General features: G+C 67.9%; 13 protein-coding genes and 1 pseudogene. 8 read left to right on the forward strand and 6 right to left on the reverse strand.

The genetic code is table 11. From position 1 onward, the window contains the following. Nucleotides 1–39: 39 nt before the first annotated feature. Nucleotides 40–453: a hypothetical protein gene (locus IU448_RS18005; RefSeq protein WP_195056762.1), complete on the reverse strand. Its 414-nt coding sequence runs from the start codon at nt 451–453 to the stop codon at nt 40–42. Between the two features lie 140 nt (nt 454–593). On the opposite strand from IU448_RS18005, the gene IU448_RS18010 reads away from it, so the two are divergent. From IU448_RS18010 to IU448_RS18030, 5 genes are all read left to right on the forward strand, one after another. Next, entirely contained in the window at nt 594–1,670 is a 1,077-nt protein-coding gene (locus IU448_RS18010; protein WP_195056763.1) for a potassium channel family protein, read from the forward strand. Nucleotides 1,671–1,710: 40 nt separating this feature from the next. Next, nucleotides 1,711–2,664 (forward strand): NAD(+) diphosphatase, encoded by a 954-nt coding sequence (gene nudC, locus IU448_RS18015; protein ID WP_195056764.1) that lies wholly within the window; start codon nt 1,711–1,713, stop codon nt 2,662–2,664. A gap of 498 nt (nt 2,665–3,162) precedes the next feature. Then, nucleotides 3,163–4,608, forward strand: a complete 1,446-nt coding sequence (locus IU448_RS18020) for a zinc-dependent metalloprotease (RefSeq protein WP_195056765.1) — start codon at nt 3,163–3,165, stop codon at nt 4,606–4,608. A 342-nt stretch (nt 4,609–4,950) separates the two neighbouring features. Further along, the gene (locus IU448_RS18025) at nt 4,951–5,811 is read left to right on the forward strand and encodes a hypothetical protein (RefSeq protein WP_195056766.1); all 861 of its coding nucleotides are present in this window, start codon (nt 4,951–4,953) and stop codon (nt 5,809–5,811) included. Between the two features lie 107 nt (nt 5,812–5,918). After that, entirely contained in the window at nt 5,919–7,238 is a 1,320-nt protein-coding gene (locus tag IU448_RS18030; RefSeq protein ID WP_228813549.1) for an ABC1 kinase family protein, read from the forward strand. 173 nt (nt 7,239–7,411) lie between these two features. Here the strand turns inward: IU448_RS18030 and IU448_RS18035 are convergent, their stop codons facing one another. The 3 genes from IU448_RS18035 to IU448_RS18045 all read right to left on the reverse strand — a co-directional run bounded on the left by IU448_RS18035 (nt 7,412) and on the right by IU448_RS18045 (nt 10,594). After that, nucleotides 7,412–7,693: a WhiB family transcriptional regulator gene (locus IU448_RS18035; protein ID WP_195056938.1), complete on the reverse strand. Its 282-nt coding sequence runs from the start codon at nt 7,691–7,693 to the stop codon at nt 7,412–7,414. A 178-nt stretch (nt 7,694–7,871) separates the two neighbouring features. Continuing rightward, on the reverse strand, nt 7,872–8,207 hold the full coding sequence (locus IU448_RS18040; protein ID WP_195056768.1) for a hypothetical protein: 336 nt from the start codon (nt 8,205–8,207) through the stop codon (nt 7,872–7,874). Between the two features lie 143 nt (nt 8,208–8,350). Beyond that, on the reverse strand, nt 8,351–10,594 hold the full coding sequence (locus IU448_RS18045) for an ATP-dependent DNA helicase UvrD2 (protein ID WP_195056769.1): 2,244 nt from the start codon (nt 10,592–10,594) through the stop codon (nt 8,351–8,353). 548 nt (nt 10,595–11,142) lie between these two features. Between IU448_RS18045 and IU448_RS18050 the strand changes: the two genes are divergently transcribed. Next, nucleotides 11,143–11,373: a mycoredoxin gene (locus IU448_RS18050; RefSeq protein ID WP_195056939.1), complete on the forward strand. Its 231-nt coding sequence runs from the start codon at nt 11,143–11,145 to the stop codon at nt 11,371–11,373. Nucleotides 11,374–11,472: 99 nt separating this feature from the next. Next, entirely contained in the window at nt 11,473–12,498 is a 1,026-nt protein-coding gene (locus IU448_RS18055; RefSeq protein ID WP_195056770.1) for a PDZ domain-containing protein, read from the forward strand. A gap of 22 nt (nt 12,499–12,520) precedes the next feature. Here the strand turns inward: IU448_RS18055 and IU448_RS18060 are convergent, their stop codons facing one another. Next, nucleotides 12,521–13,114 carry a PPA1309 family protein gene (locus IU448_RS18060; RefSeq protein WP_195056771.1) on the reverse strand — a complete coding sequence of 198 codons (594 nt, stop codon included), beginning with the start codon at nt 13,112–13,114 and terminating at the stop codon, nt 12,521–12,523. A 179-nt stretch (nt 13,115–13,293) separates the two neighbouring features. Between IU448_RS18060 and IU448_RS18065 the strand changes: the two genes are divergently transcribed. Beyond that, nucleotides 13,294–16,290 (forward strand): UPF0182 family protein, encoded by a 2,997-nt coding sequence (locus IU448_RS18065; protein ID WP_195056772.1) that lies wholly within the window; start codon nt 13,294–13,296, stop codon nt 16,288–16,290. 120 nt (nt 16,291–16,410) lie between these two features. Here IU448_RS18065 and IU448_RS18070 read toward each other — a convergent pair. Continuing rightward, nucleotides 16,411–16,743, reverse strand: a pseudogene (locus IU448_RS18070) (transglycosylase family protein); the annotation flags it as partial. Nucleotides 16,744–16,950: the final 207 nt, after the last annotated feature.

Below are 16,950 nucleotides of genomic sequence, written 5' to 3' on the forward strand. Positions count from 1 at the left end.
GGCAGTGGTACTGCCCGCAGCATCCGGGCGCGCGGTCGTTCAGGACCGTGGTGTCCGGCGACCCACCGCCAGGGCCTGGGTGATCAACGGTAGCTGTAGAGGTAGACGCAGCAGCGAGATCGCCGCGAGCGCCACCGGCGTCTTCGGATTGCGCACCGAATCCGCCGCGAACTGGATATTGGCCGGGAACACCGCGATGAACAGCAGGGCCGCCAGCCGCCCACCGAGCCGCCGGGTCCGCGGAACCAGTAACGCTGTCCCGACACCGATCTCGGCCACACCGGACCAATACGTATAGGAACGCGCTTTTCCGGGCAACCGTTTCGGCACGATGGAATCGAACGGCGCGGGAGCCACGAAATGCATGACCCCGGCACCCAGGAGGATCGCGGCCAGTCGCAGTGCGGGCGTACGGCCGGGATCCGGGGCGCCCGAGGGCGTGTCGTCTGCCATGAGGCCCACCGTAATCCGCGCATCCGGGTGCAGCGGCCCGCTGGACCGTTCGGGCGCGCAGCGGGCCCGGCGCCCGGCAAACGGGTAGGCTCCCGAGCTGTGTCGGAGGGACTGAGGGTGTCGAATTTCCGGGGTGGCCGATGGTAGCCCCGGTCAGTGCCCGGTTCGCCCAGCTGGGTGGCCGCGGGCGGCTCGGCAGCGAGCGTCCGGATTTCGCGCTGGTCGGAGTGCTGCGTATTCCGGAGGTGCAGAACAGTCCGTGGATTTCGCTGACCCGCCGGGTGCTGTTCGCGATCGGCCTGCTGTGCACCGCCGCGATCATCGTCTATCTCGGCCGAGACGGTTACAACGACAATGCCGACGGTTCGGTGGATCTACTCGACGCGTTCTACTACGCGACCGTATCGCTGTCGACCACCGGTTACGGCGATATCTCGCCGGTCACCGATTCGGCGCGGCTGGTGAACATCTTCCTCATCACGCCGCTGCGGGTGCTGTTCCTCATCGTCCTGGTCGGCACCACCCTGGCGGTGCTCACCGAGCGTTCCCGCCAGGCCTTGAAGATCCAGCGTTGGAGGCGCACCGTGCGTAATCACACCGTCGTCGTCGGGTACGGCACCAAGGGCCGCACCGCTATCGACGCCATGCTCGGCGACGGCGTGCAGCCCGCCGAAATCGTCGTCGTCGATACCGACGCGGTCGCCCTCGAGGCCGCCGCCACCGCGGGACTGGTCACCGTACACGGGACGGCCACGCAATCGGATGTGCTGCGGTTGGCCGGGGTGCAGAACGCGGCATCGGTCATCGTGGCGGCCAACCGGGACGATACCGCGGTTCTGGTCACGCTGAGCGCCCGGGAAATCACCAAGAAAGCGAAGATCGTCGCCTCGATCCGCGAATCGGAGAACACCCATCTGCTGCGCCAATCGGGCGCCGATTCGGTCGTGGTCTCCTCGGAGACCACCGGCCGGCTGCTCGGTATCGCGACCACCACACCCAGCGTCGTGGAGATGATGGAGGATCTGCTCACCCCCGAACACGGTTTCGCGGTCGCCGAACGTGAAGTGGAGCCGGGGGAGGTCGGCGGATCGCCGCGCCACCTCAGCGATATCGTGCTCGGTGTGGTGCGCGACGGCGAGCTGATCCGGGTGGGCGAACCGCAAGTCGATGCCCTGGAAACCGGGGACAAGCTGCTCTACATCCGTCGCGCGCGCTGACCCGGATACCTCGCGGTTCGCGTCGCGATAGTCTCGGGACGTGGCGGTATTCGAGCTGAACCAAATCCCTCTGTTGTCCCGTTCGGCGCTCGACCGCGCCGATTACCTACGCGCCGACGCACATGCGCTGAAGGAAGGCTGGGCCACCGCCCGGCTGTTACGGGTCGGGCGCCGCGGTGCGGTCCGCTACGAATCCGGGGCCCTGGTCTGGGAAGCCGCCATCGATCTGTCCGCCGAGCCGAGCCCGGACGCGGTGTTCCTCGGTGTCCGCGAGGGTGTGCACCTGTGGGCCGTTCGTGACCGCGAACTCAGCGGTGAACTGCGTGATCTGCGTCAGCTCGCCGACAGCCCGATCGACGATTTCACCGCCGGGGTGCTGTCCGCCGCGCTCGCCCTGATCAACTGGCATGCCGGTGCGGCGTTCCACGGCGCCGACGGCAGCCCGACCATGCCGGCCAAGGCCGGGTGGTCCCGGGTTACCGAGGACGGCCGCGAAGATTTCCCGCGCACCGACCCGGCGGTGATCTGCCTGATCCACGACGGAGGTGACCGGGTCCTGCTGGCCCGCCAGCACAGCTGGCCGGCGACGATGTTCTCCCTGCTGGCCGGGTTCGTCGAGGCCGGGGAATCTCTCGAACGCTGCGTCGAACGGGAGATGGCCGAGGAAGTCGGGCTCGAGGTCCGCGATATCCGCTATCTCGGCAGCCAGCCGTGGCCCTTCCCGCGGTCGTTGATGCTCGGTTTCAGCGCGCTCGCCGATCCGGAGCAGCCACTGGCGTTCACCGACGGTGAGATCGCCGAGGCTCGCTGGTTCACCCGCGACGAGGTGCGCGCGGCATTGTCGGCCGGGAGCTGGCCGGCCCGGCCCGGCGCGGGAATCGACCCCGACCCGGCCGCGAACGCGCAGCTTTTGCTGCCGGGCGCGGTATCCATCGCCCGCACCATCGTGGAATCGTGGGTCGCCGCCGGCGGTACCGATTCGCCCGTGAAGTGAGCGGCCACCACGCCGGCCGGGGAGATGTCGTCCGGCCGTAGTGATCGTGTCCGGCGGACGGGTGCCCACCTGGTCGTGCGGTGACTGCCCGGTTGGGCGACCGCCGGACAATATGGTTGAGCCGGACAGGAAGCTCCGGAGGTCCGGCTTCAGGCCGGTCAGCGAGCCGCCCGCAGGTGGGCGGCCGCCCGCAGTCACGCACGACGGGGAAGCGCATGCTCGACCTGTCGAAGTGACAACCGGCTGTGCCGCCGATCCGGCATTCGCCCGGTTCCTTCACCACCGGCCCGGCCCGTCGGGGACCGCGCCCGGCTGAGGACAGCCGTCGCCGGGCCGCCGGATGTTCACCGAGCGCGAAGCCGCCCCGCCGTGGCGGACCGGTGGGTTCGGCACGCCTACTATGGAGAACATGCAGCTTCACGAAGCGCCGGCCGGTTCGCTCGGTGCGCGCGCGCTCCCCGGACACCACCCGGACGTCGTACCGGCGGGTGAGGCGTAATGAGCGATTTCGGATTCGGATTCTCCCAGGGCGGCGATGACGACGACCGCGGCCGCGGCGATAAACCCGGGGGCGGTAACGATCCGTTCGGTTTCGGTGGCGGCGCCGCAGGCTTCGATCCGGCGGCGCTGGGCCAGATGCTCACTTCGCTCGGGCAGATGCTCAGCGGTATGGGGCAGGGCGTGGCCGGTGGTGGCGGCTCCGGCCCGGTGAATTACGACGTGGCCAAACGGCTGGCCCGCCAGCAGCTCGGTCAGACCGTTCCGCCGATATCCAGCGGTACGGTCACCGCCGTCGCCGATGCGGCGCATCTGGCCGAGCTGTGGCTCGACGATGCGACGACCTTCCCGGCCGGCGCGACGAACACGGTGGCCTGGACCGCCAACGACTGGATCGAGAAAACGCTGCCCACCTGGCAGCGGCTCTGCGATCCGGTAGCGCAGCAGATCGCCGGTATGTGGGCCGCCGGGCTCCCGGAGGAAGCCCGCGAGATGGCCGGCCCCATGATGGGCATGCTCGGCCAGATGGGCGGGCTCGCCTTCGGCTCGCAGCTCGGGCAGGCACTCGGCCAGCTCGCCAAGGAAGTGCTGACCGGTACCGATATCGGCCTTCCGCTGGGCCCGGCCGGTACGGCCGCGTTGCTGCCCACCGCCATCTCGCAGTTCAGTGAGGGGCTGGAACAGCCGGAGAGCGAGATCATGGTGTTCCTCGCCGCCCGCGAGGTCGCCCATCAGCGCTTGTTCGTGCACGTGCCGTGGCTGCGTCAGCAGCTGCTCGGCGCCGTCGAGGACTATGCGCGCGGGATCACCATGGATTTCTCCGCGCTCGAGGAAGCCGCCCGCGATCTCGACCCATCGGCGCTGACCGATCCGAGCAAGCTCGAGGAGATCCTGTCGCAGGGCAGTTTCGAACCTCAGACGACCCCCGAGCAGAAGCAGGCCCTGGACCGGCTGGAGACCTTGCTTGCCCTGATCGAGGGTTGGGTACAGGTTGTGGTCGGAGCGGCGGTCGGCGAGCGGCTGCCCGGTGCGGGCGCACTGGCCGAGACACTGCGGCGCCGCCGGGCCACCGGTGGCCCCGCCGAACAAACCTTCGCCACGCTCGTCGGCCTCGAGCTGCGTCCCCGCAAACTACGCGAAGCCGCTACCCTGTGGCAGCGGTTGACCGACGACGCCGGTATCGCGGCCCGCGACGGTGTCTGGGCCCATCCCGATCTGCTGCCCGATGCGGCTGATCTGGACGCGCCGGCCGGGTTCATCGATTCGGTGATCGGCGGCGGCGCCGGCGCGTTCGACGATCCGTTGGCCCAGCTGGCCGCCACCGAGGCCGCCGAGCGCGAACAGGCCGGTAAGGGCGATAAGGACCAGGCGCAGGATCCGGCCGCGGAGCAGGGCGGAGACGAATCCGGCCCCGAGCATCCCGGCCCGGGTAACGGCAAGGACTGACCCGGTCTCCGCGGCTCGCAGGTATTCGCAGTCGGCCCACCGACTGGCGCAGTAGGTCCGGTTACCGCCGACTCGGGTTGCGGTTGCCGTCGTCGCGGAGTTCGGGGCTCGGCCCCTCGAGCTTCGTAGCCTCGAGGCGCTGTGCGGACTCGGAACACCGCGCGGCGAGCCCGGGCCCGCTACTCGGGATGCCCGATGTCGAACGAATTCCGGACGCGCCCTCCAGCGGTGCAGTGAACCGCCCGTGAACTGCGAAAACCGAGTTGTCCACAGGTTCCGATCCTGTGGACAACTCCCTTCCGGGAACCTGTTGCGGCGCAGCGGCCGTCGCATACTTCGGGCATGACGACGCTTCGGCCGCGCGGCCCGCTCCTGCATCCCCGGGTACCGATCCTGGTGCGCTCGACCGGTCAGGTCCAGCTGGGCTGGGATCCCGAGACAGCCGTACTGTGCGAGGCTCCGGATCTGGACACCCAGCAGGTCCTGGGCTTCCTCCGCCTACTCGACGGCCTGAACAGCCGTCCGGCGATCGTGTGGCAAGCGCGTTCGCTCGGTCTGGACCCCCGGCACGCGACAGCGTTGTTCGAGGTGATCGATTCGGCCGGCCTGGTAGTGCATCCGCCCTGCCCGCAAGGTTGCATCCGATCCATCCGCGTCCACGGCACGGGCCCGCTCGCCGAGGCGATCAGCGCCGGCCTGGGGGCGCTCGGTATCCGGCCGTCCCGCTCCCGGGACCGCAGCGGCCGGCTACCCGGCCCGGTGGTGGCGGATCTGGTGGTGCTGGCCGATGCGCTGATTCCCGACCCGTGCCTGGTACGGGAGTTGTCCCGGGCCCGGATCGCGCATCTGGTGGTCCGCTTGCGCGACGGTAAAGGACTCGTCGGTCCACTGGTCCTGCCCGGACTGACCAGCTGTCTACGCTGCGCCGATCTCACCCGGGCCGATCTCGATGCCGAATGGCCGCGCCTGGCCGCTCAGCTGCTCGGCCGGATGGGACATGCGAGTCCGGCCGGAATCGCTGCCGTGGCCGCCCTGGCGCTCGGCGAACTCGAGACGATTCTGGCGTGTGACCCGGCGTCGCCACCGGAGGCACTCAACCGCACGCTGGAACTCGACCTCGGTACCCGGCAGCTGAGCCGCCGCCTGTGGGCTCCGCACGAGCGGTGCGGTTGCCTGACACTTCAGAACAGCGCGGTGCGGTGATGACAATCACAGTTGTGTTCGCTGTGGTAATTCTCTTCGGTTTTCCATGGCAGATCCGCCGGTCCGTCGGCCATGATGGGGGAGTGTCTGAGATCGTGCGCCGGCCTATGTCCCGCAATGCGAAGTTAGCCAAGATTCCGCTCGGTGTGGCGGGTCGCGCCGCGGTCGGTTTCGGCCGCAAGCTCGCGGGTGGCGATCGCAAAGAGATCAACACCGAAATGAACCAGAAGGCGGCCGAGCAGCTGTTCTCCGTGCTCGGTGAGCTCAAGGGCGGCGCGATGAAGTTCGGTCAGGCCCTGAGTGTGATGGAGGCCGCGGTTCCCGAGGAATTCGGTGAGCACTATCGCGAGGCCCTGACCAAACTGCAGGCGGCCGCCCCGCCGATGCCCGCGGCCACCGTCCACCGCGTTCTCGATCAGCAGCTCGGCACCGACTGGCGGAAGCGGTTCGAATCGTTCGACGACACCCCGGCCGCCTCGGCCAGTATCGGCCAGGTGCACAAGGCGGTGTGGTCGGACGGCCGTGCGGTCGCGGTGAAGGTCCAGTACCCCGGCGCGGACGAGGCGCTACGCGCCGATCTGCGGACACTGAACCGGATGACGGGCCTATTCGCGAAGGTCATCCCCGGTGCGGATGTGAAACCGCTGCTCGCCGAGATCAACGAACGGACCGAGGAAGAGCTGGACTATCGCAACGAGGCCGCGAACCAGCGGGCTTTCAGCAAGGCCTATGAGGGGCACCCGGAATTCGTGGTGCCGAAAGTGGTCGCGAGCGCGCCGAAGGTCATCGTCAGTGAATGGCTCGACGGCACACCGGTTTCGGCCATCATCGCCGCCGGCGTAGCCGATCCCGAGGGAACTCGCGTCCTGCGCAACCGGGTGGCCGGGCTGATGGGACGTTTCCACTTCTCCGCGCCCGAAACCGTCGGACTGCTGCACGCAGACCCGCATCCCGGCAATTTCATGATCACCGGTGAGGGCAAGCTCGCGGTGATCGATTACGGCGCCTGCGCCCCGCTGCCGGGTGGTTTCCCCGAGCTCCTGGGGCAGATACTCGCGTTGGCGGTGGCCGAGGAGTACGGCGAACTCACCGAGCTACTGCACGCCAACGGCTGGGTCCTGCCCGGTAAAACCCTCACCGAGCAGGAGATCGAGGACTATCTGCGTCCGTTCACCGATCCGATCCGCTCCGAATCGTTCCATTTCACCCGCCGCTGGATGCAGCGTGTCGCGGGTAAGGCCACCGACTATTCCTCGCCGGAGATGAAGACCGCGCGGGCCATGATGCTGCCCGGTGAATACGTGATGATCTTCCGGGTACTGGGCGGTTCGATCGGCATCTGCGCCCAGCTCGATGCCGAGGTGCCCTTCATCCAGCTGGCCGCGCGCTGGCTCCCCGGGTTCCGCGAGGAACGCGACAGCGCCTGAAAATCCTTGTGGTTCAAGGCCGGAAACATCGGCCCGACGGCCGCTATCGGTGCCGTCGGGTATCCCATGCAGCGACTTGACCCGGAATGCGAACGAGCCGCTCATCGGCGGAGCGATGAGCGGCTCGTATCCGGTGTCGGTGCGAATCCGCGGGCGGGTGGCCGCCGGCGCGGTCAGACACAGCTGGCAACCTTGCGCGGCCGGCCCCGCGGGCGTTTGCGGGCGATGACGACCCCCTGATCGAAGATCTCCCCGCCCCAGACACCCCACGGCTCCCGCCGATCGATCGCGGCATTCAGGCAGCCCTTACGGATAGGGCAGGAGGCGCACAGCGCCTTGGCCTGCTCCAACTGGACCGGGCTCTCGGCGAACCACAGGTCCGGATCACCCGCCCGGCAGGGCAGGGTGGTCAGCGGCTGAGTTTCGGGATCGGTTGTCACGGTGCGACACGCCACTTCAGTAGCGGCCTGCGGCCAACTCTGGGTGGTGGTGACCACGTCGTTCTCCTTCAGCTTGTTGTGCAGCGGTTCGGTGTTCTGCTGCGAAACCGCTGCCTTGTGAGCTGAAGGCCAAGAAAAATGGCCACGGTTTCGCATCTGCGACCCGTGGCCAGGAGGTTCGGGGGTGGTACCCCTAACCTGGTCGGCGGTCGGGCCGCCTGTTCACGGTCGCGTGATGTCCTTTGCGGAGGCTTTCCTCTTGCTTATCGGCCACCGCGGGTGCTGCGGCCAGATCGATAGCGAGTGAGCCGGCGGCTGCGAATGCAGCGGCCGGAAGCCAGGTTGCGTCGGACTGATCCTGCTGATCGATGAAATTCGGCTGATGCGAATCGCGCATGCGCGGCTGCGCACCGAAACGATCGATGCAGGACGGGCCGGTCCCCTGCAGAGCGAGGAACCCCCGGGAAGCAGCCGACAACCGCGTATTCGGGATTACGGTGACGATTCCGTAATTCGTCATGCCGTTCATCTGTCTGCCTCCCTCCTGTACTCGTGATCCGAAAATTTCCATGGTGCGCGTGGATGTACCCTCCCGAGCGCGATTCCCACCTTAAGGCAATCCCGCCGGGCTCGACAACCTATTTTCTACCTGCGGTTTTGCGCTCGGTTGTGCTACGGCCGGGACAGCGAACGCCGCCGGGACCTGATGATCGCCAGAACTTCCGCGCCGTACCGGCGCACCTTCGCCGCACCGACGCCGAGCGCGGCCAGCCCCGCCTCGTCCTCGGGCAGCTGCTCGGCAATCGCGGTGAGCGTGTTCACTCCAAGGATCCCGCGCGGGTCCACCGCGAGTTCCGCCGCCTTCTCCCGTCGCCAATCCTGCAGTGCGCCCAGGAGTTCCAGATCCGGTTCGCCCGCACAGCCTTTGCATCGGCGCAGCAGCACGGTCTCCGAATCGAGCAACGCCCGCCCGCATACCCGGCAGGCCGGGCGAGCGGTTTCCGTGCCCGGCCGCGCGGGCGCGGCAATACGGGACGCCGGGGATTCCTCGGGGATCAGGCCGGTGAGGAACCGGGAGCGCCGGCGAGTACGGCGATCCCCCTCGCCCCGCGACAATGCCCAGGACAAGCGCAGATGGCTGCGCGCCCGGGTCACCCCGACGTAGAGCAGCCGGCGTTCCTCCTCGAGCGCGGCGGGATCGGCCACCGAGCCGTCGCCGTTGAGTACATAAGTTATCGGCAGTGTGCCGTCGGTCAGGCCGACCAGGAACACCGCGTCCCATTCCAGGCCCTTGGCCGCGTGCAGGGACGCCAGGGTGACGCCCTGCACGGTCGGTGGGTGGCGTGCTTCGGCGCGCGCGGCGAGTTCGCGTAACAGACCGGCGGGATCCAGTTCGGGCTGTTGTCCGGTGAGCTCCTCGGTGAGCCGCACCAGCGCGACCAGCGACTCCCAGCGCTGCCGGGCCTGCGCTCCGGCCGGAGCGGTGGCGGTGAGCCCGGCCGGGGCCAGCGCGGCCCGGACCAGGGTGACCAGTTTCTCGCCGGTCCGCGACGCGGCGGGCAGATCATCGCGGGCCGCGGTTTTGCGCAGTTCCTCGACCGCTTGGCGTACTTCCGGCCGCTGGAAGAAACCCTCGCCGCCGCGCACCTGGTAGGCGATGCCCTGTTCGGTCAGCGCCTGTTCGTAGACCTCCGACTGGGCGTTGATTCGGTACAACACGGCGATCTCCGCGGCCGGCGTACCGCCGGCCAGCAGGTCGCCGATCCGGTGTGCCACCGCGACGGCTTCCTCGCGCAGGTCGGCGTACTCGGCGAATTCGGGCTCCGGGCCCTCGTCGCGCTGGCCGATCAACTGCAGGCGGGTTCCGGCTATTCGCCCCTTCGCCATCCCGATCACCCGGTTGGCCAGATCGACCACCTGCGGTGTGGAACGGTAGTCGCGTTCCAGCCGGACCACGGTCGCGTCCGGATAGCGGCGGGAGAAGTCCAGCAGATACGCGGGGCTGGCGCCGGTGAACGAATAGATCGTCTGGTTGGCATCGCCGACCACGGTGAGATCGTCCCGGTCGCCCAGCCAGGCGTCCAGTACGCGCTGTTGCAGGGGGGTGACGTCCTGGTACTCGTCGACGACGAAGCAACGGTAGCGTTCCCGGAACACATCGGCGACCGCCGGATAGTCCTCGAGTGCGGCGGCGGTGTGCAGCAGCAGATCGTCGAAATCGAGCAGCAGGCCCTCCGGCGTGGTCTTCAATGTTTCGTAGGCGGCGTACACCTCGCCGATCCGTGCCGCCGGGAAGGGAATATCGCGTTGCCGGGATGCGGCCGCGGCGGCGTAGTCCTCGGGCGCCACCAGCGCGGATTTCGCCCATTCGATCTCGCTCAGCAGATCCTTCACACTATCGGTGCCGGACGCGATCCCGACCCGGTTGGCGGCCTGGGCGACCACCGGGAACTTGCGGTCGAGCAGCCGCCACGGAACCTCGCCCACCACCTGCGGCCAGAAATAGCGCAACTGGCGTAGCGCCGCGGCATGAAAAGTACGGGCCTGGACTGTATTCGCCGCCGCACCCAGGCCCAGGCCGCGCAATCGGCCACGGAGTTCGCCCGCGGCGCGGGCGGTGAAGGTGACTGCCAGCACCTGGTCGGCGCGGACCTGCCCGGCCGCCACGAGGTGCGCGATGCGATAGGTGATGGTGCGCGTCTTCCCTGTCCCGGCCCCGGCGAGTACACAGACCGGTCCACGCGGTGCGCGGACAGCGGCGGCCTGCTCCGGATCCAATGCGGAGAGATCGACTGCGGCCACGGGTCCATTGTGCACACGCGGTCCGGCGGGCTCCGAGCCGCACGCTCCGGCCGGGTCGGTACGGCCATACGAGTCGGCCCCGACGCCGGACCGGAGGCACGCGATGCTCGACATATCCGTGCCCGGAACGCCGGGTGGCCGCCTCGGCGCACTGCCTGTCGGCCGTTGCCGGGGTCTGGGAGCGTTCACGTACGCGGACCGCATCCGCCGGGCGGCCGGCGACATCGAGGGCGGTCGACCGGTCCGGGCGCACGGAATCCGGAGGTCGCCCGTTACCGCGGACGCGGACGTACCCACGCTCATCGAGCCTCTCGGTCCCGCCGGGCCGCGGAAAATCCCCCCCGGGTTGCCGGCCGTCCGTCATCGCTTCCGAGAACACCGGCCGTCACGACAAAGGCGGTCTCCAGTGGCTGCCCCCGCCGTGGGCCTACCCGGCACGGTGCGGATCGGACTCCGCCACGCCGTCACAGCGGAGCACCAGCTCGCGGTCGCCCGGCCTCCGGCAGACCGTCGTGATCGCCCTCGGGTGCCGAGGCCGTCGCGATACGAAGCCGGAAGACCTCGATGGCGCAGGGGCCGCGAAATCGGACGGACCGGTGTGGAACACCGGAACAGGTGGCGGCGTTGCTCAGTGCGTGAGTGATTCGACACCCGATCTGACCATGTACTCCACCACCTGGTGCGGTTACTGCCGCCGGCTGAAGACCCAGCTGAAAGAGGCCGGGATCACCTATGTGGAGATCGATATCGAGCAGGATCCGGCCTCGGCCGAATTCGTGGGGAGTGTGAACAACGGCAACCATGTGGTTCCGACCGTGAAGTTCGCCGACGGCTCCACCGCCACGAATCCGTCGCTGGCGGACGTGCAGAAGGCACTGGCCCGTCAAGCGTGACCAGCCGGGCGCCGTTCGTCGCGGGCAGGTAAGGCGAGCGCCGCCGGCCCGCGCGTGCCTGCGGGCGCCGGACGGGGTCGCATCGCTAGTGTTGACCGGGTGAATCGTCGGATCATCACGCTCCTCGTCGCCCTGGTCCCCGTTCTGTTGCTCGGCGTGATCGGCAGCGTCTACACCGTGCCGTTCGTCGCGCTCGGGCCCGGGCCCACCCATAACACGCTGGGAGAATTCGACGGCCGCGAGGTCGTGGGGGTGACCGGCGCCGAGGTGGACCGGACCTCCGGCCACCTGAATATGACCACGATCGCCATGCGTGACGGCCTGACCCTGTTCGAGGCGCTCGGGTTCTGGGTCAGCGGCCGGCACGGCATCGTGCCACGGGCCGAGGTGTACCCGCCGGGGCTGTCCCGCGAGGAAGTGGACAAGTCCAACGAGTTGGAGTTCACGAACTCGGAGAGCAATGCCGAGGTCGCGGCGATGCGCCAGTTGAACCTGCCCACCGCGGTGCTGGTGCACGAGGTGTCCGAGGAGGGCCCGTCCCGGGATGTGCTGCGTCCGGGTGACGAGATCGTCAGTGTGAACGGCAACCCGGTAGCGACTCCGCAGGATGTCGTCACAGCGGTGTCGAACAGCGCGCCCGGTACGGTGCTGACGCTGGTGATCCGCCGCGACGGCGCCGAGCAGACGGTGAATGTCACGCTCGGTGCGCGCCCCGACGACGAGACCAAGGGCTACCTGGGCCTCACCCCCACCGAGGCGGCGGCGCCGCCGATGCAGGTCGAGTTCTATCTGCCCGATATCGGCGGGCCGTCCGCCGGACTGATGTTCAGCCTGGCACTGGTCGAGAAGCTGAGCCCGGGTGATCTGGACGGCGGTGCGTTCATCGCCGGCACCGGCACCATCGACGAGGACGGCAACGTCGGTCCTATCGGCGGAATCCAATACAAGATGATGGCCGCTCACGAGGCGGGCGCCGAAACGTTCCTGGTGCCCGCGGACAACTGCAGCGAGGCGATCCAGCGGGTGCCGGACGGGCTGCGGCTGGTGCGGGTGGAGACGCTTGCCGGTGCGGTCCAGGCACTGGAAGATCTCGCCGCGGGCGAGCAGGCCCCGAGCTGCGGCTGATCCCGGGGCCGCGGGCCGGCGGTCAGTCGCCGGAGTCCTCCAGCGTATGCCGCAGCGCCTCGACCAGGTTCGGGGCGAGGTCCGGGTAGGTCCGCAGATCCAGCGCCCCGTCGTCCTCGGATTCGTCTTCGGGCCGTAACTGCAGCAGGCACAGGCTGTTTCCGGTGCGCAACGCGGCGGCGAACAGGCGGGCGTCGCGCCGCCCCGGATGGGCGTGGGCGGCCGCCCGGCCCGCCGCGTCGGCGGCATCGGCATCGGCCAGTAGCGGAGTCAGGGCTTGATCGAGATCTTTTTCGGCGTCCGGTGGCAGGACGACGATCTCCTGTACCAGGACGCATCCGGCGACGGCGGGCGGCCAGCTCGTGGTGGCCAGGAATTCGTCCAGCGGCATAGTTCCGGCGGCGACCTCGTCGGGTAGCGGGTCCTGCGCCACCGGGGTCAGTTCGTTGCCGGTGTCGACCTGATCGATCAGGGTGGGCTCGGCGACCACCAGGTCCGCGGTCCGCACCAGGGCGAACATCTGCGGTGCGGCGCCCCAGCCCTCGGCGTCCACGAACTCGGCGACCTCGTGGACGGAACGGGCAAGGACTATTTCGGCATGCAGGTCGTCGCTCACCGGACCATCCTCGCATCCGGCGCGGCGACACCGCCCAACCCTGCGGTCGCGAAGATGTCCGTTTTCCGTAAAGTGGGCGCTGAGGGTCCGCACGGACCCGACCGCAACAATTCGGACTGCGGCGCAGCGGCCGGTGGCGCTACCGGTTCGCCCGCCGCCGGACCCTGGAGAGTGGCATCGTGGGCATGCGCCCCCAAGCCGGTTTACCCTCGCTGTCCCGGCGCAGCCGTGTGCTGCTGGTGGCGGCGGTGGTGGTGGCCGCACTGCTGTTGGTAGGGCCGCGGCTCGTCGACACGTACACGAACTGGTTGTGGTTCGGGGAGGTCGATTTCCGTGGTGTCTACCTGACCGTCCTGCTGACCAGGGTCGCGATCTTCCTGGCGGTCGCGGTGGTCGTCGGCGCGATCGTCTGGCTGGCGTTACTGCTGGCCTACCGATCCCGGCCGGTGTTCGTGCCGGCTTCCGGGGCCGGTGATCCGATCGCTCGTTACCGCACCACCGTGCTGAGCAAGCTGAAGCTGTTCGGTTTCGGTATCCCGGCGCTGCTGGGTGTCCTCTCCGGGCTGGTGGCGCAGTCGAACTGGGTCACCGTCCAGCTGTTCCTGCACGGCGGCTCCTTCGGCCGTACCGATCCCCAGTTCGGTTTGGACGTCGGTTTCTACGCCTTCGATCTGCCGTTCTACCGGATGGTGCTGAACTGGCTGTTCGTGGCCGTGGTGATCGCATTCTTCGCGAATCTGGTGACCCACTACATATTCGGCGGTTTGCGGCTGACCGGCCGCGAGGGCGTGCTCACCACACCGGCACGGATCCAACTGGCGGCGCTGGCCGGAACCTTCGTCCTGCTCAAGGCGGTCGCCTACTGGTTCGACCGCTACCAACTGCTGATGAGTAGCCGCAAGGAGCCGACCTTCAACGGTGGTTCGTTCACCGATATCAACGCGGTGCTGCCGGCCAAGCTGATTCTGTTGTCCATCGCGATCATCTGTGCGATCGCGTTCTTCGCCGGGATCGTGCTACGCGATCTGCGGGTGCCCGCGATGGCGGCGGCGCTGCTGGTGCTCTCGTCGGTGCTGGTGGGCGCGGTGTGGCCGCTGATGGTCGAGCAGTTCTCGGTGCGCCCGAACGCGGCGGAGAAGGAACGCGAGTACATCGAACGCAATATCGATGCCACCCGGTACGCCTACGGAATCACCGACGACAAGATCGAATACGTTCCCTACAAGGGCGAGAGCAGCAAGAACCCGGTGAACGTGCCGGTGGACCACGCCACCATCGCCAATGCCCGGCTGCTCGATCCGAACATCCTCTCGCCGACGTTCACCCAGCTGCGCCAGCTGAAGAACTTCTACGGGTTCCCCGAGGAGCTCGATATCGACAGGTACGAGCTCAACGGGCAGATCCAGGACTACATCGTCGCCGCCCGCGAACTGTCGCCGGCCACCCTGAGCGGTAACCAGACCGACTGGATCAACAAGCACACCGTCTACACCCACGGCAACGGTTTCGTCGCCGCCCCGGCGAACCGGGTCAACCGGCCGCAGTCCGAAGATCCCAATTCGGGCGGCAGCAGCGACTCCGGGTACCCGATCTTCCTGGTCAGTGACCTGTTCACGCCGAAGGACCAGCAGCGGATCAAGGTCGATCAGCCACGGATCTACTACGGTGAGCTGATCTCGCAATCGGATCCCGATTACGCGATCGTCGGTGCGGAAGAGGGGCAGGAGCCCCGCGAGTACGACACCGATCAGTCGCGGTTCACCTACGACGGCGCCGGCGGTGTGCCGATCGGCAACTGGTTCAACCGGCTGGCGTTCGCCGCCAAGTACGCCGAACGCAATATCTTGTTCTCCTCGGCGATCAGCAACGATTCGAAGATCCTCTACAACCGCTCGCCCCGGGAGCGGGTACAGAAGGTCGCGCCGTGGCTCACGACCGACGGCAACGCCTATCCCGCGGTGGTGGACGGCCGGATCAAGTGGATCGTGGACGCCTACACCACGCTCGACAGCTACCCCTACGCGCAGACCACCTCGTTGGAGGGCGCGATCGAGGACAGTATCGATCAGCGCACCGGCCGGTTGCTGCCGCGTAAGGAAGTCAGCTACATCCGTAACTCGGTGAAGGCGACCGTCGACGCCTACGACGGCACCGTCGAGCTCTACGAGACCGACCCCACCGATCCGGTCCTGAAGGCGTGGCGCGGGGTGTTCCCCGACGCGGTGAACCCGGAGAGCGAGATCAGCCCCGAACTGCGGGCGCATTTCCGGTATCCGGAGGATCTGTTCAAGGTGCAGCGCGAGATGCTCACCAAATACCACGTGGACGATCCGCGCGAGTTCTTCAGGAACAACGCGTTCTGGTCGGTGCCCGCCGATCCGACGGTGGAGGGCGTATCGGCCAGCCAGCCGCCCTACTACGTGTTGTTGGGCGATCCGGAAACCGGTAAGCCGACGTTCAACCTGACCAGTGCGATGGTGGGCTACAACCGGCAGTTCCTGTCGTCCTATATCTCGGTGCGCTCCGATCCGGAGGGCTACGGCAAGTTCAGGATTCTGCAACTGCCGACCGATACCCAGACGCAGGGTCCGCAGCAGACGCAGAACACGATGACGACAGCGCCCCAGGTGTCGCAGGAGAAGACGCTGCTGTCCAACTCGAACAAGATCAGATACGGCAATCTGCTCACCTTGCCGATCGCCGACGGCGGGATCCTGTACGTCGAGCCGTTCTACAACGAACGCAACACCGGCCAGAACACGGCGACCTTCCCGCAGCTCCTGCGCGTGCTGGTGAGTTATCGCGATCAGGCCGGAAGTGTGAAGGTCGGATACGGCTCGACCCTGGCCGACGCGTTGAACCAGGTGCTACCGGGCGCCGGTGCATTGGCGACGCCGTCGGGCGGCGATCCGGCCACGCGACCCAACCCGGGCGCCACGCCGCCACCTGCCGACACGGACGACCGGCAACCCGAGGATGAGGGCACCGGTACCAGCGAGGGTGCCGCCCCACCGCCGGCCACGGGTTCGGCGGCCCAGAATGCCGCCGCGGCCGAGCTCGATCGCAGAATCGAAGCGGTGCGCAGCGCGATGCGTACCGGGAACTTCGAGGACTTCGGCCGGGCACTGGACGAACTGGAAGCCGCGGTCGAGGCCTACCAGGACGCCGGTAGATAACAGACCAGGCCGGTCTGCGGCCCACGGATAACGCAACAAGAGGCGCTGCCGTCCTTCGGGACGGCAGCGCCTCTTGTTTCACGCGGTGACCGGCGCTCGATCAGGCGCCGTGCGGTGTCACAGGTACGAACCGCACACCGGCCAGGCGCCGGGGCCCTGAGTGGCGAGCACGTTCTCGGCGACGCGGATCTGCTCCTCGCGGCTGGCGTTGTGCGCCGAGCCGCTACCACCGTTGGCTTCCCAGGTGCTCTGGGAGAACTGCAGGCCGCCGTAGTAGCCGTTGCCGGTGTTGATGGACCAGTCGCCGCCGCTCTCGCACTGGGCGACAGCATCCCAGTTGCCCGAGTAAGCCGAGGCGGTGGCGGTGGAAAGACCGAACGGTACGGCAACGAGAGCCCCGGCGATAGCGGTCATGCCGAGGGCGCGGGTGCTGAACTTTCGGGTCTTGGTCATATGCGAATCCCTCCCTGTGCCCACCGGCAGCGCGTTGGAAGCTGCGTGCCCCTGTCCCCAGGTGTTGTGTCGGGGTTTGAGCCGAACCGTGGGACAGGGTTGCCGGTGTTCTCCGATTCGGTCGGCCCGTCCCGGTCTGGTCGGGGCCTGCGAACGACCGTAACCAAGAATTCTCCGCAGATCACGTATCGATAACTATCAATATGT

The sequence above is a fragment of the Nocardia flavorosea genome, assembly GCF_015477805.1.
Classification (GTDB): Bacteria; Actinomycetota; Actinomycetes; order Mycobacteriales; family Mycobacteriaceae; genus Nocardia; species Nocardia flavorosea_A.

Excerpts from the sequence above, each read along its gene's own strand:
- IU448_RS18030 (WP_228813549.1), top strand. The coding sequence starts at position 5,919 with ATGTCCCGCAATGCGAAGTTAGCCAAGATTCCGCTCGGTGTGGCGGGT.
- IU448_RS18040 (WP_195056768.1), bottom strand. The coding sequence starts at position 8,207 with ATGAACGGCATGACGAATTACGGAATCGTCACCGTAATCCCGAATACG.
- IU448_RS18005 (WP_195056762.1), bottom strand. The coding sequence starts at position 453 with ATGGCAGACGACACGCCCTCGGGCGCCCCGGATCCCGGCCGTACGCCC.
- IU448_RS18045 (WP_195056769.1), bottom strand. The coding sequence starts at position 10,594 with ATGTCGAGCATCGCGTGCCTCCGGTCCGGCGTCGGGGCCGACTCGTAT.
- IU448_RS18025 (WP_195056766.1), top strand. The coding sequence starts at position 4,951 with ATGACGACGCTTCGGCCGCGCGGCCCGCTCCTGCATCCCCGGGTACCG.
- IU448_RS18050 (WP_195056939.1), top strand. The coding sequence starts at position 11,143 with ATGTACTCCACCACCTGGTGCGGTTACTGCCGCCGGCTGAAGACCCAG.
- IU448_RS18020 (WP_195056765.1), top strand. The coding sequence starts at position 3,163 with ATGAGCGATTTCGGATTCGGATTCTCCCAGGGCGGCGATGACGACGAC.
- IU448_RS18010 (WP_195056763.1), top strand. The coding sequence starts at position 594 with ATGGTAGCCCCGGTCAGTGCCCGGTTCGCCCAGCTGGGTGGCCGCGGG.